The sequence below is a fragment of the Dyadobacter sp. SRI_021 genome, assembly GCF_057586235.1.
This window is the reverse complement of record NZ_JBYCZM010000010.1, coordinates 147,602-166,742: the sequence shown is the minus strand read 5'-3', so window position 1 is coordinate 166,742 and position 19,141 is coordinate 147,602. Positions and strand designations below refer to the sequence as shown.

Sequence of the window (19,141 nt, the reverse complement as noted above, 5' to 3'; positions counted from 1 at the left end):
ATTCTGTTCTGGCTTCCTGTAACGCTCGATACGGGCTACGGAACAAGCAGTTACATTCGCTAAAAGACCGTGGTTGAAAAACTTCTACTTGACAGAATTTAACTCTCGTAGCCGCTGGCCGGTTATGGCCAGGCAACGACGTCTCTCTTGCACGTGCCTAAGCAGCCTTGTACAAGGGAGACCAAGTGTCTCCCTGTGCTTATCCGTACGGTTTGGGATCGAATTTGAAAACGGTACAAAAGAATTGATTCGAAATACGATCGTAGTAATGCGATAGAAGCCCCCAGAGAAGCTACCAACTCGTCCAGCCGCCATCGACCAGCAGGTTATGCCCGGTGATGAATGCGGATGCGTCCGAGGCCATAAACACGATGGGTCCTTTGATATCCGCGTCATCGGCGAACCGTCCCAACGGCGTGAGTCTCTTATAGTTTTCAACGAACTCCTCCTTCCCTTCCAGCTGCGCGACCCCGGGCCCGTATCCACCCGGACTAATGCAATTGGCCCGGATGTTATAGCGGCCATAAAAATTAGCCAGCCATTTGGTGAAACCTACCATTCCCCATTTATCGTACGTATAGTTGACCGGACTTGTCATACCCGTCTGTCCATAAACCGGAAAATGCGGCCCTACCGCTCCCTGGATCGATCCGATATTGATAATGCTTCCCTTACCCGCCGCCTTCATGGGTTCGATAACCGCCCGGGTCATGAGCACAAGGCCGGTAGCGTTGACGCGCTGCGCCGCTTCCCAGCCTGTAACCTCTATTTCTTCCAGGTTCTGAAAACCCTGCCGCGAAACAGCATTATTGACGAGGATATCTATACGTCCGAACATGTTCATGACTGTTTCCACAAGTGTGCGGATCGAAGCTTCATCTTCCAGGTCTAGCGGCATGGCTGTTGCCAGGAGCCCCCTGGCCGACAACCCGGATGCTAAATCCCCGCAGGTGCTCACGTTACGCGAGGCAATAACTACCTGAGCGCCCGCTTCCGCCAGGGCTATGGATATGGGTGTACCAAAAAAGCCGGCTCCTCCGGTAACGATCGCAACTTTGCCCGTCAAATTGAATAAATCGTTCATCATCTGATTAAATTCTCCATCTTCCCGGCGTAAGGATTTCGTCGGGGACAGCTGTAAATACTTTCATAAATTCGTCCCGAAGCGACGCCGGGATCTCGGGAGCACCAAGCAATTTCACATTTTCTTTCAGTTGCGTCGAAGTAGCCGCTCCTACCACAATGCTATCGATCCCCGGCAGATCCCTGACATAAGAAAAGGCCAGACCGGCGATATCGGCCGGGTATTCGTTCGCAAATGTGTGAAGCTGCTTCAAAAATGGGACGGCTGGGACAAGGTTGCCAGTGATTTGTCCGGGGTCCATAAAAAACAATCCTTGCAGGAACACACTGCGGGCGAAAACGAGTTTCTGCGCCTGTGCAAGACGCTGCAATGCGCCCGAAACGACCAGCCGCTGATCGAAGATATTCACCGGCACCTGCACCGCCTCGACGAGCGGCTCCGCCAGGCAAAAGGCGACATCCGCCGGCTCGTACACCGACACCCCGCCTATATCGATCAACCCCTGCTCCCTGAGCCGTGAAATGATCACCGGCAATATCCCGGCCACCGCATCCATCGGCTCTTCTCCCTTGTGCAGCAGACAGACGGGGAGCTTGCTGATACCCAGGCACTCAATGGAAGTTCTGACACTGCCCTCTACCGATTTCCAGGCCCGCTCCAATGCACCGGCATCTTGCGGGGCGATCTTAAACTTGGAAACCATATTCAGGTCAGCTCCGGTATGACCTGCCAAAAAACGGCCTAATACTGCCTCGGAGGCACCATATTGCCGTGCCGTATCGAAGGTGGTAATCCCTGCATCCGCTGCCATACGCAGCATATCCAGTGCTTCCCGGTCGTCGGGCATGCCTTGTGAATTGGATATTCCGTAAGGCATACCCAGTTGAACGGTCCCCAAGGTAAGCTGGGAAAAACGATATCCTTTAAATGCGATTGTTTTCATGGATCAGCTATTGCCGAAGGTCAATATATTTTAATAAACTCCAATAACAGCGGGCGTCCTGATACCGGGTTTGATCTCGCCGCTAATGTAAAACCACTGGTTCTGCCACTGCACCACCGGCAGCGTCACGCGGGCCGGGATACGCTGCTGCCGGCCCGCAAACTCCCAGGAGTCGGTATGGGGGAAATAGTAAAGCACGTCGTTGGTAATCCCCGGATGCGAGGATGGCGTCTTGTGTTGGGCCGTCACGGCATCGACCCCGCCCCAGAACAAAAAACGGTCGCCCTTTAACACCGGAAGCACCGAACCGCCAGCAGACATACCCCTCGGCATTGCCGCAAGTTTTTCCCAATGCGCAGTTCGCTGTCCGCCCGAATGCTGAATGTTCAGCCGGTAGCCGTCCTGATGAATCAGCCTGTATGAATTTCCTCTGGAATTGATCGCGGTCGTCTCTCCGCTGAACATATAAAAGTCGCCGTCGAATGTCGCGCAAACCGGGAAAATGCGTCCGGGGCCGGGCCATGCTTCCCATTCAGCCCAGCCGGTTTCGACTTGTTTCAAATCCAGCACCAGGCATTTATTCAATCCCGGACCTGTGGGCGAAACATTTCCCCCCACCACGATCAGCAGGTCGCCAAGCACCGCACCGGACATATTGGCCAGGGGGAAAGGCAGCGAAGGATATTGATGCTGCACCAGTGCAGCGCCATCCCATTCATAGCCGATCACCCGGCTTAAATGTTCGTGTGTATTGCTGCCGCCAATCAGAATTACCCGTTCCTGGTAGGAAACCGAAACGCCATAGCCGGCAGCGGTTTCCATTTTTTGCGGCAGCTTTTTCCAGCTACCAACTTCTTGGAGCAAAAAAATCCCGTCATACCATTTCTTGATGCCTCCCTCCCAGGGATAACCGTCGGGAAAATTTGCGCCGCCCAGGCAGAGCAGCGCGCCGTGGCTTACACCCGCATACATACCCGCAAACCCGCGCTTGTCAGGCAAATCGGGCAAAGCATTCCATTTCAATCCGGTTTGCGCAATAGCCGCTTCAACTACCATCATCATCACTATAATTGAGAAATATTTCATAAAAACTTTCATATCACATATCGACAGTCATCATCAGCACAGCGCCAGGTCCGGGCTCTGCGTACCCACCGGTAATCAAAACCGATTTACGGTGCGGCTGGTCGGAAATAAAACACAGGTTACTGCTAAGGGGTAATGCAGTTTCCAAGCTGGCGAGTAACAATCCCTCAGGCGAAAATACCTGAATAGCCCCCATGCCATAATGGGCCACCCAAACACGCCCTTCCGCGTCAGTTGCCAATCCATCGGGTAAATTATCCACCGGCCTGCCGGAGCGATGCCCGGGCAGCGTGGCCCAAACAGATACCGGACAGACTGCCTCCTCGCTTAACGATATGGCTAGTATCCTGTTCTGATAACTTTCCGCGACGTAAAGCAGCGATTGGTCGGGCGACAACGCAAGTCCATTCGGATAGTCCAGGCCGCCGGCAATGCATTGCTGCGACCCGTCCTTTCCTACTTTGAAAACCCTTCCGCTTTCGCGTACCGAATCGGTAAAAAACACGTTGCCGTGGCGATCTTCGATCAGGTCGTTCGGGCACTGTACAGCGTGCCCGGCGCATTGCCCGTGGAGCAGCTCGCCGGTGCGACCGCCTGTATGATCGAATTGAACGATGGCCCTCTGCATACTGTCGCAGACCAAATGAATGCCCCCGGCGGTGATAAGCTGACCATTCGGGCACCGGGCCTCGGCCCATTTTACGGGCGCTTCACCTCGCTGCATCCGCAGCAGCTGTCCGCCGCTCAATGTGGTAAAGAATAAATCCCCTACTTCATCGACGCAGGGCCCCTCCGTATAGAAAGGCAGGTCCAGTAGTTTTACCGTGGTGCTTTGCAGGTCCATAAACTGTCAGACATGTTCTTCAAAGGGAAACAGAGGCACCTTTCGGTTTTTGTATTCAAAAAGGGTCATATCGGCTTGGGTCACTCCGGGCGTGTCGACCTGGATAATAGATGGGCAAACCTCCCCGTATGCTGCAATAGGCGCATTGACTCCCTTGGCGACAATTCCCCGGAAACCATGTGGATCCAGGCCGAAAGCGGTGAGCTGCTGCAGACTATACGGTGGAGTACGCTTCGTTGTAAGCATCACCGTATTGCCGCTCAGCGTACGGACCACCGCCGTAGGGCCCATGTCGTAATGGACAAACCCGCCATGCCGCGGAGTATCCTCCGTAAAGTGACCGTCGTATAATGCAATTACCTCAACGTCGGTTTGAAAACCTTTTTTCCCTCCCAAAGAAAGAGAGGTAACCACCCCGGCATCCACTCTCCTGCATTGGGCTACGCTTTCTGGATCATACAAGCAGATAAAAAAGCCAGAAAAGCCGCCTGCTTCTAGATGTTCGAGGATCAAAGTACTGTCGCCCGGCGCTCCGCCCCCGATATTATCGCCCATATCCAGCAGTAGTATCGGTCGCGGATGATCATTGAAACCTTTCAGTACAGTCTCTATGCCCGATTTCTTCCCGTTGAATGCCTGTTTGTGGTCCATTAAAAAATCCGAAAGCTTCGATGCCGCTTCCGTTGCCTGGCTGGCCGCAACCGGTGACTGGCTGTGATCCGCGATCACAATGAACCCCGATCCCATTTCGTACACATCCGCATAAGGAAAGCCGAGCAATACGCTCACCGATACCAACCCGTGAAGCTGTTTCAACTCCTGCGCAAATGTATAAAGCCCGAGACAGGGCTGATGGGAAGTAAACTGCTGCTCGATGCTAATGGCCACGGGCGGTTTCACCAACGACTGTATGGGCGAAATCTCCCCACGCAGCGTCCTGACCAGCAGCCAGGCTGCCGCCACGCCGGTCTGTTTCTGATCGACGTGCGGGTTGGTTGCATAGGCTATCAGGCCATCAGTCGCATCGACCATCGCCTGGCTGACATTGGCGTGAGGGTCCAGCGTACCGATGACCGGCACCTTGGCTCCCAGTTTCTGTCTCAGCAACGACAGCCAATGCCCGTCCATATCCGGGTATCCCTCGGCCACACCGGCGCCATGCGGCGCGACCAGGCAGGCATCCAACGGGCCCGACTCGTCCAGTAGCTGCATCATACGGTCTAGCAATTGTTCGTAGCAGTCCCTGGTGATCAGTCCTCCCGGCGTAGCCATAGCGTAAAATATAGGCACCAGTTCCATATCCGGAGCGCTGTCTATCACCTCGATCAATCCGCTGATCTCATGATTGGCGCCCTGGTATTCGTCTCTGATCCGGTCCGATTCCAGCCAGTATCCGTCCCGGAAATCGGCCAGCGTCGTGGCAGACTCGATAAACGTGTTGGTCTCATGATAAATCCCCAATAATCCCACGCGCCGGGGCGCTTGCTGAAAATCAGGTTTCTGAGGTGCTGGTTCAATCATAACCGGTTATTTACCTAAATGGATGACGGCGTCGACTTCGAATTTGAGCAGGTCGCCCAGACATCCTATCAGCGTGGTGCGTGCCGGAAACGGCTCCCGGAAATACTCCCGATAAATGGCATTGAAACTGGCCAGATCCTGCTGCCGGCCGACGTAATTTCTCACCTGTACCGCATCGTCAAGTGTTGCGCCCGCGGCCTCGACAATCCTTTTCAGGTTATCGAACGACCGGCGACATTCGCCCTCAAATGTATCGTTGACGATCTGGCCCTGATCGTCGACGCTCGCCTGTCCGGACACGAAAAGATATTCCCCCGACACGATTCCCGGCGAAAAAGGTAAATGGCTCTGCGGGACAGGCCCGGTAACAACGTGCTTTGTTTTCATAATACACCAAATTTCTGATATGCCTCCATAGCCTTCATTCCATTCCTGATCGCGTCGCGCGTAACGTTCTCAGCGGAAACCTTTTCGAGCGCCGCTGCCAGCACCTGTGCTTCTACCTGCTGCGGTACTACCACAATCCCGTCCTGGTCGGCCATAACCAGGTCGCCGGGCACAAATTTCACCCCGTCGATCTCTACGACCACATCCAGGTCAATCACTTTCTGGCGATTCTGGCTGTCATAGGGGTTTTTACCGGTTGCAAATACGGGAAATCCCATAGCCGTCATTTTGTCGATATCGCGCACCGAACCGTGCACCACTACGCCCACACAACCGGCATTACTTGCAGCGGTAGAGAGCAGCTCGCCCCAGATACCCGACCGGTTGGAACCGCCTGCCGCACAGATGAGCACATCGCCCGGCTGGCATAAATCCACTGCCTTCAATTCGAGCTCATAAGGATTGGGATCCTGGTGGTACATATCCGCCCAGAGCGTCGTCTTGCAGCGGCCCATCAGCTTGTTGATACCGGTATAGGCGAAAAAAGAGGTTCGGGTGGCCTGGTGGGTAAACCCCAGCTGATCGAGTACGTCCGCTAGCACGGCCACGTATAGTTTGTCTTTTAATTCTTCAATATTCATTTTTCAATTTGATTTAATACCTGATTCTCAACAGGCTCTGTCCTGATATATCTTAAAACCACCACGCATACCAGCATCATTGCTGCCGCGACCCTGAACATGGCAGAAAGCGGCACGTCCGCGTCGCGAAGCACCCCTCCCGCATAGATTCCCAGCCCGCCGACAATGCAACTGAACATATTGAGAATGCCATATGCCGTTGCCCGGTAGCGCGCATCGACGATCATGCTCAGGATGGGCATCATGTTCGCATCCGTAAATGTGCGTGTGAGGGCATACAACATGAAACAGCCGATGGCCACAGACAGTACGGCCGTATTACTCGCCAGAAAGATAGCCGGCGCGCCGATCAGCAAGCCGTACAGGGGGACCAGTACCCGCGCGCGGGGATTTTGCCTGCTCCACCGATCGGCCAGAAAACCGCCCAGCAATACGCCCGTGAGCGATGCGGTGTGAAAATACCCCGTCGAATACAACCCGGCCATGCTCTGCGACAAGGCAAAATGCTCCTTAAAATACGTCGGTAACCATGCTACCACCACCCAGCCGACGATACTGATCAACCCCCAGTACAGGATCGCCAAAAGGTAGGACTGCGTTCTGAGCAACCTGCCGATCGCTCCCGCAAAACCCATGGGCCTATCCTCGCTGCTCTCCGGTTTTTGAATGGCTATTTGAGGATCACGCAGGGTAAGTGCCAGCAACATCGCGTAAACGATGCCGAAACCACCGAAGACCTTGAATGCGAAATTCCAGGAATGGTTTTCAGCGAGCCATCCGCCGATAAAACCCAGGCTTTGCCCGAACATCACGCCGCCCATATGGATACCCGTGGCCAGCGATTTGGTCTTTTCAGGGTGATAATCCATGATCAGGGCCAATGCAGCCGGAATGTAGCATGCCTCGCTGATGCCCATCAATGCCCTGGTCGCCAGCAGTTGCTCGAAGGTGACCGCCTGCGAGGTAAGCCAGGTCACGAGTGACCACACCAGCAGGCTGACAATGATCACTCTGCTGCGGCTGAAACGGTCGGCCAGGAAACCCGCCACGGGGCTTAACAGCCCGTATACCCAGAGGAAAACGGAGGTAAGCAGCCCGAACTGCGTCTCCGACATCGGAATCGCCGCCACAATGGAGCTCCGCATGGTGGTAATCATCATCCTGTCCAGGTAGTTGAGACAACCCACCAGACATAGCATACCGACCACCAGCCAGGCATACAAAGCCGGCTTGTCTTCCGGAAAGGGTTTTGCAATCTTCATAAACCGTGGGTTTGGGATGTTGTTGGTAAAATCGAGGCCAGCGCTCGACTAACTGACGGGCGTATAGAAATTCTCTATTTCCTCCATCATGGCCATGATTTGATCGTCGGTCCATGGAAGGGGCTTCGCCAGCAATGGCGGCTTGGGTTCACCAATGACGATATTGTAGCGTAAATACATCGCACGATTGAAAAAGGACCAGATAACCGGGATAATCGTCTCGATAAACTTCTGGAAAGTAAGCATATACTCCATGGCATGCATCGTTTCTCCGGCCAGGAACGATTCCCTGATGTATTTGCAAGTCGGGCCAAACAGGTTGTAACTTGTACCGATGGCTCCCACAGTACCGCAAAGCGCGGCCTGGCACATCAGCTCATCGGCCCCGCTGAACAGTTTCCATTGCTCCCCTGCCCTGTTTTTGATCGTACTGATTTCCAACATCTTGTCGGTTGTCAATTTCATACCGTGTACCTGTGGCAAGGTCAGCAGCCGGTCGATCACCTGCATATTGGCCGCATTGCCGATCTGATAGGGAAAGAAAGGGACGTCGGTAGCTTGCGCGATGCGCCGGTAATGCTCGAAGGCCATGTCGGCCGAGGCGCCGTAATAGATCGGACCGACAGCCGAAATGCCGTCGGCACCGTGGTCGGCGGCATGCCTTGCCAGGCGTATAGATTCCTCGGTATTGAGGGCACCCACCTGTACCATCACCGGAATACGTTTTCCGGCTATTTCCAGCGTCAGCCGGGTAATCTGCTTACGCTCTTCTTCTGAAAAAAGGAAACCCTGGCCTGTCGAGCCCAGCAGGTACAGCCCATCCACCTTTTGGGCGATCAACAGTTCGATGAGCTTTTCGAGCTCCTTCGGATTAAGGCTTCCGTCCGGGTTTACCGGTGTAAAAAGCGCAGGCCACAGGCCCTGGAAAATAGAACTTTGCTCACGCATAATCTTGATTAAAAAGAGTTTGAATTATTTTTATCCATTGATGTGACGGCATTAGGTCCGTCGGAGGGAGTTGAAAACGCTGATCTACCGCATTCATATCCTTAAAGCCGCTGCCGGTTACCAGGCACACTACCGGGCGGCTTTTATCCAGTTCGTTTTGTCTGAGGGCATTTTCCAGCCCTGCCAACGCTACCGCCCCGGCAGGCTCACAGAAAACACCCTCTCTTTGGGCCAATGCCCGTTGCCAGGCAAACACCTGCTCGTCGCTAACGCTGTACCCGTTGCCGCCCGACCGCCGGCAATGCCCGATAACCGCATCACCGTCGATCACGCTGGCTACCTGCAAGCCGCTGACGGCAGTTGTGGACGCATTCACCGGGACTGCCGCAGCTTCGCCATTCCGCAGCGCGCCCACAATCGTATTGTTTCCTTCTGGCTGCACGCAATGCACCGTGAAATCTGCACCGGATTGCTCCGCGCCACGGCATACCGCCAGCGTAAGCCCCCCGCCACCGGCCGGCACAAAAACTTGCACACCAGTCGGCAGTACCTCAGCTATTTCCGCTGCGATTGTTTCGACACCCCTCATAGCGGACGGACAATACCGGTAGGCGCTAATCGGCAGAGGTAGGTTATGCAAATGGCAAAGCGCTTCCAGCTGGTCGAAAACGAAGGTGGTAGTCTGCGGATCTTTGCCAAAGTCTTTCACCATGACCACTTCCGCCCCATAAAGCTGCATTTGCCGCACTTTCTGCACCGGCGCCCCGTCCACTGCTACGATCACACAACGGATACCGGCGGCCGCGCAATAGGCGCTCAGCGCCGCCCCGGTGTTGCCGCTCGAAGTAGCAATGCACACTTTTTGTCCGCGCATATTCATTTCCGAAACCAGCACGGCCGCAAACCGGTCCTTATACGAGCCTGTCGGGTTAAGGTTTTCCAGTTTGAAATACAATGTATCCAAACCCAGAGCGGCCCCGATACTCTGCGAACGTACCAATGGGGTCTCGGCTTCACCGAGCAAAACCCGGCTTTCTGCCGTCACCTGCGGCAATAGGGAGGAATGTCTCCAGATGTTTTTCAAAATTGATCAGGGAATTGATTTCTTTTTACACTATACCCGCTGAAATTGGGTTTAAAACCACCGTCGACGACCAATGTCGTTCCGGTGACGTAAGAGGCTCCCTCCGAGGCCAGCCAGCATATTGCAGCCGCGATTTCCTCAGGGTTCGCCCCTCTTCCCAAGGGCACATTATCATTTACCGCGTCGATCAGCCGGGCGCTTACATCATCTCCACGGGCATCGCGGTAATCTCGGCTCAATGCAGTCTCGACGTATCCCGGGCTCACGCCTACCACCCTGATCCCGCCGCGCCCATAAGTCACGGCCAGCTCGGCGGTCAGGCTGTCGAGCCCGCCCTTCGCGGCAATGTAGGCCGGGGACGTGCCGGCGGGCCGATCGGCCATCATACTCGATACGTTCACAATCACAGCCGGGCGCCGCAATGCTTCCATTCGCATTGCCACCGCTTGCGAAAGAAACGCCGGCGCGGTCAGGCAAATGCGCAGGGTTTTCTCCCAGGTGTCAACCGGGATTGTCCGCATGGTTTCGATCGTCCGCCAGGCTGCATTATTGACCAGCACATCGACCGTGCCCCATTTTGCAAAAGCATTGTCTATAAGCTCCTTCCAGAAACTGGTTTCGCTCAAATCGCCGGGCAACGATATGATTTGCTTATTGTGGTCACCTTTCAACTCGTCTTCCAGTGCCGCCAATTGCGACGGTTCTATGTCGGTTAACACCAGCCTGCAACCCGCCGAGGCAAATGCCGTGGCGGCGGCCCGACCGATCCCTCCGGTAGCGCCGGTAATCAATACCACCTGGTCCCTATTCATAAATCGTATATTTTCCGGTTTTAATAATGGGCAAAATGCCCCCCAGCGCATCGCCGGACTTCACTTTCACGATAGCTCTTTTGAGAAAGACAATTCCCTCAACGTCGGTATACACCGAATGGCTGGCACCGGACAACGGATCAAAAATGCGCCCGAAACATTGGCCTGCGCGTACTATCTCTCCCAATGCAACCTCGGTCATCAGAATACCATCTGCAGGCGAAGGCATTTTCCCCTGAAGATAACCGCTGTCGGGACGATGATCTTCCAGCCAATAAGGTTCGGGCAACCGGCTTACCTCTCCATCAACCATCCTCAGAAACCTGAGCAGATTTATCACCCCAGCCACATAGGTATCGACCACTGGTCGGCGGAACCCGGTCCCGCCGCCGAATTCCAGGTAAACAGCCGGAACATTTGCGTCTCTTGCGACCGATAAAGTCCGCCCCTGCGGCCGGCAGTCGGTACCCCACACCACCGGCACATCAAAACAGCGGGCCATTTGCCGCTGCATATCCAGAATGCCTTCGTCGGGATGCAGCATATACCCAGCCAACGGTTGGATTTCGTAGGTTAACCCGCCGGTGTGCATATCCACGTAGTAATCGGCCTGCTCTATCAACAAGCTGATTCGGGCGGCATAGGCTTCGGAGGCCGACCCGCTGAGGCTACCCGGGCAAATCCGGGCCAGATCCAGGCCATCGCTGCCCTGCCGTGTCCCATGCCGATAGGCGTCGGGATTTACGACCGTGACCACCGTGACCTGGCCGTGCGTCAGCATTCCCGGCAAAACCGCCGCAAGCTCAGCTGCCGCAACCATGGGCTCGTATTCGTCGCCATGCACGCCGGCAGAAATCAGCACGGCGGAGCCCGGCTGCTTCGCGGCGATAATGGTGATTAGTTCGTTTTCAATGCGCTCCTTCATAATAGGCTGCCCCGCAGGTAGGTTGGGCTGGGTCAAAAATGTTCAGCGTTTTAAAAAGGACTGCGGCCAGCTGCTGATGCCCGGTCTGATTGGGATGCAACGGATCGTTCAGCCATTCACGATGGATTGCCTCGGCCGACCGGCTTGCTATCCCGGCATTCCACGCGGCATCATGATCCACCAGAATGGTATTTTCCCGCCCGGCCACTTTTCGGATCACTGCCACGTATTCAGGGAGTGACACGCGCTCCGGGGCCTTTCCGGCAATGATCGGATTGGGCGTATGGAGGATCGGCACGGCATTCATCGCACGAACCTGCGCTACGATTGATAGCAGATTAGCCTCAAAATCCGCCAGGGGCACCTGGTTGCGCGCGCAGTCGTTGGTTCCCAGCATGACCGAGACCACCCCGGGCCTGAATTGCCCCACACGCCATTCCATATCATTCAGCACCTGCCGGGTCGTGTGCCCGCTCATGCCGGTATTGACGACGATGTCGCCTACCCGCGCCAGTTCCCAGCGGAGGCGCTCCGCGAAAATTTCAGGATAGCTCCGATGCCCGTGGGTATGCTTGGCTCCCTGGGTAATGCTGTCCCCGGTAAAGACCCAGACACCACGCGTTTTGCCATTCAGCAAAGCCGCGATCTTTTTCAAATCCTCTTCTGCCGAGGCTGCTTTCCTGCCCGTATATACATGCGCGGTCGTCCAGGTGGGCAACAGGCCCGCCAATGCGCCTGCCAGCGCACGCAGGAGAAAAAATCGACGCGAACGATCATGATGCTCTCTCATACGGTCGCTTACTGGTACAACCATTTTTGCGAAAAACGCTTCACGTTCGTCACCGACAGATGCGTCTTTTTCGCCTGACTTCCGGCACAATAGCCCAGCAGTACGTCATTTTTGGTAAAATGGATCGCGATATAACAGTACCAGCCATCCGGGTCGGCTTCGATATTCCGGGTGTTGATCCAGGTCTTACCATCGTCTTTGGAAATAGCTACCGTCAGCGGCGTGCGCTTATCTTTCGTTTGGGGCTGGCTGCCATCGTTGTTATTCCATACCAGCAGCAGATCCGATGTGCCGGGAATTCTTTTGATAGAAGCTGGTGATAGCGGCGAAGCAATGTTGCTAGGCGCTATATGCGACCAGCTGGCTCCTTTATTGGATGAATAGGACAACTGCTGCACACCGCCGCTCGCGCGAATGAACATCATAATCCGGCCGTCCTTCAATTCGATCAGTCCGGGCTCCTGCGTAATAATCTGCGAATTATTAGGTACTGCCGAAGACGATTTCCAGCTCGCACCCTGGTCATCGGAATAATAGCTGTACAGCGTGGCCTGATTCTGCCATTTGCCGTCGATAGCGCGATGCAGTGCGACCGCCATCATCAGCCGGCCATCGGACAATTGGATCACCCGGCTGTTGTTCAACACAAAATACCCTTTTTTGTCGGTAATGCAGGGCACGGGCGCGCTCCACGTCTTGCCTTCGTCGGATGAAGTCCTTATCTGTGGAATACAGTCCGTCTCCGAGTTCTTTTTCAGGTAAAACAGAGCAATTTTCCCATTCTTCAACCGAAGCAGCGATACCGACATCACATTCATATCGCCTTCCCGCTCGACGATCAGCCTGTCGGTAGAAGTCCACGTCTTACCACCGTCACGGGAGAGCCTTCCGGCCAGGTAGGCAGGCGCATGGTCGCTGGTGGAACTGCCGGTGTAACGGCTGTATATAAAAAGGATATCGCCGTTTTTAAGTGTGATAAAATCCCCTTCACTGTTTCTTGGGTTATCCGGGCCGGGGTTGAGCTGCAATGCAAGCTGCGGCTCCCCGCCCGACGGCTTTTGGGCGTGCGTGCAAATGCCCGATGTGACTACCAGGAAGATAAAAGCAGTAAGAATTAATTGTTTCATGAGGTTAAGAGTTTAAGTCAGCAATGATCTGATTAATAGCCGGGGTTTTGCTTGACCTGCGGTTCGAGGCTTAATGTAGCCTCTGAAATCGGGAAAAGCAGCAGATAATCCTTACCGGCACGGTCTTTCAATGAGGGTATTTTTTCGAATGCCTTGCCAAAACGCACCAGGTCCCACCATCTTTTTCCTTCAAAAACCAATTCGAAAAGGCGCTCCCGGAGAATGGCTTCGTCGTTGGCATCCCTGGTGCCGCTTACGAAAACATGTTGCTTGTAGGCGGCTCCATAGGCCCGTTCCCGTACCTTGTTGATTTCCGCGGAGGGATCCTGGCCCAATGCATTCTTTGCTTCCGCCTTCATCAACAGCAGGTCGGCGTACCGGTACAGGATCACGTCGTCCAGGAACAGCCGGACGCCGGAGTTGACAAAACCATTGAACTTCACGGCCAGCGACCCGACAAATTTCTGTGTACCCGACGCCGATGTGTATACTTCGATAAAAGAGGCATTCTTCCGGCTGTCGTCTTCCGTAAATTGGCTCCGGATCGTCGCGGACGGTGCCCAGTAGTTCTGGCCGGCCGGCAGACCGATCGCCGCTTTGGTCGCGGCGTCCAGATCGGACGGTAAAAACGCCTGCGGGAAGTACATGAGGCTATAATGGTTGTCGGTCACTTCGATATCCTTGAAACGGACTGCCATCAGAATTTCCTTGTTGCCTTTGTTAGTATAATCAAAAACATCTTCGAATTTGGGCAGGAGGCTTATATCTGCTTTCTCAGCCTCGGTAATGGCTGCCAGCGCTGTATTAAAATCAGCATCGCCCCCGCCGAGCCTCTTGGCCGTCCAGAGGAATACATCTGCTTTCAGCGCATTCAAGGCTGGTTTCGACCAGAACTGCCGCCCCTGCGCCAGGGCATTGGATTCACCAAAAAGCTGGGCGGCCTTCATGATATCCTCCTTGATAAAAGAAAAAATCTCTTTCACCGGTGTGCGGGGCTTCTGGATGGAGGCCGGGTCGTAACCCTCGGTCGGCTCGGTTACCAACGGCAAATCTCCCCAGGTTTTGGCCATGGTGAAATACGTAAATGCCCGCATGGTGTACGCCTGGGCGAGGATATTGTTTTTGGTCGCCTCGGAAGTAAAGGTAATTTGCGGCACATATGTCAGGATCAGGTTGGTCTGGTGGACAATGTAATACATCCCCAGCCAGTTGGGACCGGCGGTGGTCACATCCAGGCTGTTGTCATGATACCGCTCGCGGCCGCCGGAACCCTGCACGCCCAAGCCCATCACTTCGCTGCGTCCTTCGCCCCACAGGTACAGGTTCTCCGATGCCTGTCTTCGCAAAAGCACATAAAGGCCATTCAAAGCGCCGTTCGCGTCGTTTTCCGATTTCCAGTACGAGGCCTCCGTGATCACACTCACAGGCGCAACGTCGAGGTTATCGGTGCAGGACTGGTTCACCCCGGCACATAACAGTGCCAGGCAAGTCAGGATTTTATATTTTGTCTTCATCTGAATCGTCATGATGGTTTTACAATGAAATATTCAAACCCAGGATAATAGAGCGGGGTATCGGGTATCTTCCCCGGTCCACCCCGCCTTCCTCGGGGTTCAACCCCTTGTAGCTGGTGAAGTAATGCAGGTTGTTCGCCGTGATATTAAGCCGCAAACCGTTGATTTTGGCTCTGTTTAAGATGGATTTGGGTATGCTGTATGCCAGGGTTAGCTCCCGCACAGCCAGGTAATCACCCTTTTCATAGTACATCGAGTTCCCTCCGCCGATGCCTCCACGATACAGGTTGTTCTGCACCTGCTGATCGGCCCAGTAAAACCTGGGAATGTCGGTAATGTCGCCGGGTTTCTGCCACGATCTTTTCACATCCGAAAGCAGCCCGATTTCCCCCTGGAACTGGCCGATCATCTGTGCTCTCGGATAATTCTGGATCGTGTGACCGGTCGTGTAATCCATCCGCAGCAGCAGGCTGATCCCTTTGTATTCCAATGAATTGGTAAAACCACCCGTCCAAACCGGATAGGGATTACCGACATACACCCTGTCCTTTTCATCGATCACCTTGTTCTGATCCGCATCCAGCCAGTTCACATCTCCGCCATATTTGGTCTTGTTGGCACCTGTTACCAGGTTGTCAACGGGGCCGGCGGCAGCTTCCTCGTCGGTGGCGTAGATACTCAATTGTTTATAAGTATACATGTCGCCGATCCGGCCGCCCTCTTGCAGGCCGCCCATCCAGGCATAGCCATTCATAGCCGGGTTCCAGACGTACACCCCGCCGATACGGTTGTTTTCAATGCCGTTGTAAGGCAGGCTGAGGATCTTATGCCTGGTCTGCGCCGCATTGAAGGAAACATTCCAGTTGACCGCGCTGCTGGACGGGAGCACGCGCGCGCTCAATTCGAGCTCTACCCCTTTGTTTTCCAGGCTCCCCAAATTGGTGAGTACGCTCGAAAAGCCGGTCGACATGGGAAGGCTTAGCGAGGTCAGCAGATTATCGGTGACCCTGCGGTAATAATCAAAGAGCAAGCTGATCCTGTTTCCGAACAAACCGACGTCGGCCCCTATATCAAATGTCTTCGAACGTTCCCATTTCAGGTCCGCATTGGAGATGGTCGTATTGAGTACGGCCGCATTGGTCGAATACTGGTTACCGACGCTGTAATTCCCCTGCGCGGTGAAGTCGCCCAAGCCGCTGATGTTCCCATTCACGCCGTAGCTTGCCCGCAATTTCACGCGCAGGAGATTTTCCGGCAGCACCTTCCAGAACTCCTCCCGATGTACGTTCCAGCCGACAGACACGCCCGGGAAAACGCCCCATTGGTTATTGCGCCCCAGGTTGGAGGCCCCATCATAGCGCGCGCTGAGCGATACGAGATATTTCTGGTCGAAATCATAGTTGATCCTCGAAAAATAGCCGATCAATACCTGGCTGCTCTCCGATCCGCCAACCGCTACGGGCTCCGCCGATGCATTGAGGGTAGGTACCAGATCGGACGCCGCTTTTCTACCTGTCGCGCTCAGCCCGCTAATGATGCGATTGAAATAAGAAATACCTGCCTTCACTTCCAGATTATGCTTGCCTGCCAGCGTTTTGGCGTAGGTCAGCACGCCATCGGCCTGGTACTGCTCGGTTTTATCGAAAGAGCCCGTCGCGTTACGTGTATCCACGTACAAACCCGGCCCGTTATAAAATGCTTCCTGGAACGACCGTGCCTCTACCGTAGACTTGAACAGCGACAGTTGGGGATCGAAAGAGAGTCCTGGCAAAATATCCCAATGCGAGCCGATCGCCAGCGTCAGGTTATCACGGTTATTCTTCGCCTTGATTTTATTGAGGTGATACACCGGGTTCCCGATACTCTGGCCGGTTCCGGGGGCCAGTGTCCCGTCTTCGTAGGCATATTTGGCCGTCGGGGCCAGGCCGATGGAGCGTTCGAACAGCGCATTATCGGAAATACCCTGGTTATTGCCCGAACTGGAAAACATCAACCGGCTGTAAAACCGGAGCTTGTTGCTCACGGTCAGATCACCATTCAGGTCAAAATTCAGCCTCCGGTATTTGGTAGTAATAGCGATCCCCTCGGCATCCATATAACCGAGTCCGGCGCTATAAGTAGCCTTTTCCGTCCCACCGCTCACCGAAATATGGTGATTTTGTGATAATGCGGTCCTGAAAAGGAGATCCTGGTAGTCGGCACCTTTGAACAGCAGCGTTTTGCTCGGATCGACCGGATCGGGCATGCTTTCCCATCCTTCTTTGAGCTTGTACTCGTTGGCGGGTGTCAGATATTGGGTTGTGTAGGCCGTATTATTGGTGAGATCATTCCCCGTGCCGGAGCTGTTGGGCAATGTTAATTTGTTAAGGTTGGCAGGGTTCTTAACCGAAGAAGCTACCGTGCCCATCCGCTGAAAATAAAGCCAGTCCCGCGCAGAAAGCAGGTCATATCCTTTGGCAAGGCTGGACATCGTCGCATCGTACTGATACGAAACCCGCACCTTGCCTGCCTTGCCCGACCGCGTCGTGATAATCACTACCCCATTGGAGGCCCTGGCCCCGTAAATGGCCGTAGCGGCCGCATCCTTCAACACCTGCATCGACTCGATTTCCTCAGAGCTGATGTCATTCATATTGGAACGGATCACGCCGTCGATAATAAAAAGCGGAGCCGAGCCATCCGGGTTATTGATCGACGTCCCTCCCCGCAGGATAATGCGGGGCGCATTACCAGGCAAACCCGATGTACTTTGCACCCGCAGGCCTGCGATAGACCCCTGAAGGGCCGAAGCCGCGTTGGCGAAGGGGATATTTTCAAGAACCTTGCTGTCGAGCTTGGAGATGGAGGAGGTAATACTTTCGCGTTCCTGCTTCCCGTAACCCACTACTACCACTTCGTTCAGGTTGTTCTGGTCGGGTTCGAGAACCACGTTGAGCTCGGTCCTGCTTCCGACCCTTTCTTCATGCGTACGATAGCCTACGAAACTAAAGATCAAAATGCTCTCCTTGCCTACGCTGATCCTGAATTTCCCATCGGCGTCCGTATTCACTCCCTGCTGGCTGCCCTTTACCACGACAGTCACAAACGGCAACGGCTGATTGTCCTGCCCGGACTTCACCTGCCCGGAAACTACCAGATCTTGCGCATACACCGCCGAAACCGCAGACCACAGTCCCGCGAGAATCATCAGTGTTTTGATCGTTTTGCTTTTAATGTAACGCATAAAATTTCAAATCATAAAGGTTTATATCGGGAATTGTCAGAAATACGAAAGAATGATTGGTTGTTTATTTGTCCTACAAATGTAATTATAGGATTTTAATATAAAAGTGTTTGTCTGAAAATATTATAAAAGTTGCCTATGTAGCCATCTTTAACTTACCTTTGCGACCAAAAGGAAATTGAGATCAATGAAAGCGAGCGCACTAGGCCCCATGGAGAGCCTGTCGATGACCGACAGGGTAGAAAACATTCTGAGGGAATATCTGATGGACAATGGTTTCAAACCGGGTGATTCGCTGCCCAATGAAACCGAGATCGCACAAAAACTGAATGTAAGCCGGAATGTGGTCCGCGAAGCGCTAAGCCGGCTAAGGATGCTGGGCCTGATCGAAAGCCGCACACGGCGCGGGATGATCATGGCGCAACCCGACCTTTTCGCGGGTATCGAGAAGGTAATGAGCCCGTCGATCCTGAGTCATGACAACCAGAAAGACCTTTTCGAGCTGCGGCTGATCCTTGAAATGGGTATCGCCGAATTCTTGTTCGCCCGCAAAACCGATAAGGACCTCGAAGAGCTCGAAGCCATTGTGAACAAACAGAAAGGGCTCAAATCGCTCTCACGGGAAGACGAGATCGAGTTTCATGGCAAACTGTACGAAATGACCGGCAATGATACGTTCAGGCGATTTCAAACGCTGCTGTTCCCGGTCTTCGACCATGTATTCAGGGAATATTTAGATAAGGGGATTCATGCGGATTTGCCCAATCCGGTTTCTCACGCCGATCTCCTCGATGTCCTGAAAAACGGCACCGCCGCGCAATTCCGCAATGCGATGTACGTCCATCTGACGCCTTATTTTACGACGACGCTTAAAAGCGGGGGAGTGTTATAGATGATTCCCGATAAAGCTGGGATGTCCATGCAGCCTAGAACGGTAGTCAAAAGTGTGA

The 19,141-nt window shown here is 54.1% G+C and carries 17 protein-coding genes; 1 reads left to right on the top strand and 16 read right to left on the bottom strand.

The genetic code is table 11. The features are described from left to right. Positions 1–292: 292 nt before the first annotated feature. From AC2YIT_RS25980 to AC2YIT_RS25905, 16 genes are read right to left on the bottom strand one after another with little or no spacing between them, the layout of a single operon-like run. Positions 293–1,087 (bottom strand): SDR family NAD(P)-dependent oxidoreductase, encoded by a 795-nt coding sequence (locus AC2YIT_RS25980; protein WP_487281143.1) that lies wholly within the window; start codon positions 1,085–1,087, stop codon positions 293–295. Positions 1,088–1,091: 4 nt separating this feature from the next. Continuing rightward, the gene (locus tag AC2YIT_RS25975) at positions 1,092–2,027 is read right to left on the bottom strand and encodes an aldo/keto reductase (protein WP_487281142.1); all 936 of its coding nucleotides are present in this window, start codon (positions 2,025–2,027) and stop codon (positions 1,092–1,094) included. Positions 2,028–2,057: 30 nt separating this feature from the next. Further along, complete coding sequence (locus AC2YIT_RS25970) at positions 2,058–3,113, bottom strand: hypothetical protein (RefSeq protein ID WP_487281141.1); 1,056 nt, start codon at positions 3,111–3,113, stop codon at positions 2,058–2,060. Positions 3,114–3,126: 13 nt separating this feature from the next. Beyond that, positions 3,127–3,957 (bottom strand): SMP-30/gluconolactonase/LRE family protein, encoded by an 831-nt coding sequence (locus tag AC2YIT_RS25965; protein WP_487281140.1) that lies wholly within the window; start codon positions 3,955–3,957, stop codon positions 3,127–3,129. 6 nt (positions 3,958–3,963) lie between these two features. Further along, positions 3,964–5,478: a M81 family metallopeptidase gene (locus tag AC2YIT_RS25960; RefSeq protein WP_487281139.1), complete on the bottom strand. Its 1,515-nt coding sequence runs from the start codon at positions 5,476–5,478 to the stop codon at positions 3,964–3,966. 6 nt (positions 5,479–5,484) lie between these two features. After that, positions 5,485–5,865, bottom strand: coding sequence for a RidA family protein (locus AC2YIT_RS25955; protein WP_353718308.1), 381 nt, complete (start codon positions 5,863–5,865; stop codon positions 5,485–5,487). Further along, complete coding sequence (locus tag AC2YIT_RS25950; protein ID WP_487281138.1) at positions 5,862–6,506, bottom strand: RraA family protein; 645 nt, start codon at positions 6,504–6,506, stop codon at positions 5,862–5,864. Before AC2YIT_RS25950 ends, AC2YIT_RS25955 begins: the two co-directional genes overlap by 4 nt. Further along, positions 6,503–7,768: an MFS transporter gene (locus AC2YIT_RS25945; protein ID WP_487281137.1), complete on the bottom strand. Its 1,266-nt coding sequence runs from the start codon at positions 7,766–7,768 to the stop codon at positions 6,503–6,505. The genes AC2YIT_RS25950 and AC2YIT_RS25945 overlap by 4 nt, the downstream gene beginning before the upstream one ends. Before the next feature lie 48 nt (positions 7,769–7,816). Continuing rightward, on the bottom strand, positions 7,817–8,716 hold the full coding sequence (locus tag AC2YIT_RS25940; RefSeq protein WP_430846653.1) for a dihydrodipicolinate synthase family protein: 900 nt from the start codon (positions 8,714–8,716) through the stop codon (positions 7,817–7,819). Then, positions 8,709–9,800, bottom strand: a complete 1,092-nt coding sequence (locus tag AC2YIT_RS25935) for a threonine synthase (protein ID WP_487281136.1) — start codon at positions 9,798–9,800, stop codon at positions 8,709–8,711. The genes AC2YIT_RS25940 and AC2YIT_RS25935 overlap by 8 nt, the downstream gene beginning before the upstream one ends. After that, positions 9,797–10,612, bottom strand: coding sequence for an SDR family NAD(P)-dependent oxidoreductase (locus AC2YIT_RS25930; protein WP_430846649.1), 816 nt, complete (start codon positions 10,610–10,612; stop codon positions 9,797–9,799). The genes AC2YIT_RS25935 and AC2YIT_RS25930 overlap by 4 nt, the downstream gene beginning before the upstream one ends. Then, the gene (locus tag AC2YIT_RS25925; protein ID WP_487281135.1) at positions 10,605–11,573 is read right to left on the bottom strand and encodes a succinylglutamate desuccinylase/aspartoacylase family protein; all 969 of its coding nucleotides are present in this window, start codon (positions 11,571–11,573) and stop codon (positions 10,605–10,607) included. The genes AC2YIT_RS25930 and AC2YIT_RS25925 overlap by 8 nt, the downstream gene beginning before the upstream one ends. Continuing rightward, complete coding sequence (locus AC2YIT_RS25920) at positions 11,521–12,327, bottom strand: SGNH/GDSL hydrolase family protein (RefSeq protein WP_487281134.1); 807 nt, start codon at positions 12,325–12,327, stop codon at positions 11,521–11,523. The genes AC2YIT_RS25925 and AC2YIT_RS25920 overlap by 53 nt, the downstream gene beginning before the upstream one ends. Positions 12,328–12,335: 8 nt before the next feature. Then, positions 12,336–13,454 carry a sialidase family protein gene (locus tag AC2YIT_RS25915; RefSeq protein ID WP_487281133.1) on the bottom strand — a complete coding sequence of 373 codons (1,119 nt, stop codon included), beginning with the start codon at positions 13,452–13,454 and terminating at the stop codon, positions 12,336–12,338. 32 nt (positions 13,455–13,486) lie between these two features. After that, a complete protein-coding gene (locus AC2YIT_RS25910; RefSeq protein WP_487281132.1) occupies positions 13,487–14,968 on the bottom strand; it encodes a RagB/SusD family nutrient uptake outer membrane protein in 1,482 nt (493 codons plus the stop codon). A 19-nt stretch (positions 14,969–14,987) separates the two neighbouring features. Next, positions 14,988–18,191: a SusC/RagA family TonB-linked outer membrane protein gene (locus tag AC2YIT_RS25905; protein ID WP_487281131.1), complete on the bottom strand. Its 3,204-nt coding sequence runs from the start codon at positions 18,189–18,191 to the stop codon at positions 14,988–14,990. 187 nt (positions 18,192–18,378) lie between these two features. On the opposite strand from AC2YIT_RS25905, the gene AC2YIT_RS25900 reads away from it, so the two are divergent. Further along, the gene (locus AC2YIT_RS25900; protein ID WP_487281130.1) at positions 18,379–19,083 is read left to right on the top strand and encodes a FadR/GntR family transcriptional regulator; all 705 of its coding nucleotides are present in this window, start codon (positions 18,379–18,381) and stop codon (positions 19,081–19,083) included. Positions 19,084–19,141 lie beyond the last annotated feature (58 nt).

Bases quoted from the DNA above. Each gene is read 5' to 3' on its own strand.
- AC2YIT_RS25980 (WP_487281143.1), bottom strand. From the start codon at position 1,087: ATGATGAACGATTTATTCAATTTGACGGGCAAAGTTGCGATCGTTACC.
- AC2YIT_RS25975 (WP_487281142.1), bottom strand. From the start codon at position 2,027: ATGAAAACAATCGCATTTAAAGGATATCGTTTTTCCCAGCTTACCTTG.
- AC2YIT_RS25970 (WP_487281141.1), bottom strand. From the start codon at position 3,113: ATGAAATATTTCTCAATTATAGTGATGATGATGGTAGTTGAAGCGGCT.
- AC2YIT_RS25965 (WP_487281140.1), bottom strand. From the start codon at position 3,957: ATGGACCTGCAAAGCACCACGGTAAAACTACTGGACCTGCCTTTCTAT.
- AC2YIT_RS25960 (WP_487281139.1), bottom strand. From the start codon at position 5,478: ATGATTGAACCAGCACCTCAGAAACCTGATTTTCAGCAAGCGCCCCGG.
- AC2YIT_RS25955 (WP_353718308.1), bottom strand. From the start codon at position 5,865: ATGAAAACAAAGCACGTTGTTACCGGGCCTGTCCCGCAGAGCCATTTA.
- AC2YIT_RS25950 (WP_487281138.1), bottom strand. From the start codon at position 6,506: ATGAATATTGAAGAATTAAAAGACAAACTATACGTGGCCGTGCTAGCG.
- AC2YIT_RS25945 (WP_487281137.1), bottom strand. From the start codon at position 7,768: ATGAAGATTGCAAAACCCTTTCCGGAAGACAAGCCGGCTTTGTATGCC.
- AC2YIT_RS25940 (WP_430846653.1), bottom strand. From the start codon at position 8,716: ATGCGTGAGCAAAGTTCTATTTTCCAGGGCCTGTGGCCTGCGCTTTTT.
- AC2YIT_RS25930 (WP_430846649.1), bottom strand. From the start codon at position 10,612: ATGAATAGGGACCAGGTGGTATTGATTACCGGCGCTACCGGAGGGATC.
- AC2YIT_RS25920 (WP_487281134.1), bottom strand. From the start codon at position 12,327: ATGAGAGAGCATCATGATCGTTCGCGTCGATTTTTTCTCCTGCGTGCG.
- AC2YIT_RS25915 (WP_487281133.1), bottom strand. From the start codon at position 13,454: ATGAAACAATTAATTCTTACTGCTTTTATCTTCCTGGTAGTCACATCG.
- AC2YIT_RS25910 (WP_487281132.1), bottom strand. From the start codon at position 14,968: ATGAAGACAAAATATAAAATCCTGACTTGCCTGGCACTGTTATGTGCC.
- AC2YIT_RS25905 (WP_487281131.1), bottom strand. From the start codon at position 18,191: ATGCGTTACATTAAAAGCAAAACGATCAAAACACTGATGATTCTCGCG.
- AC2YIT_RS25900 (WP_487281130.1), top strand. From the start codon at position 18,379: ATGAAAGCGAGCGCACTAGGCCCCATGGAGAGCCTGTCGATGACCGAC.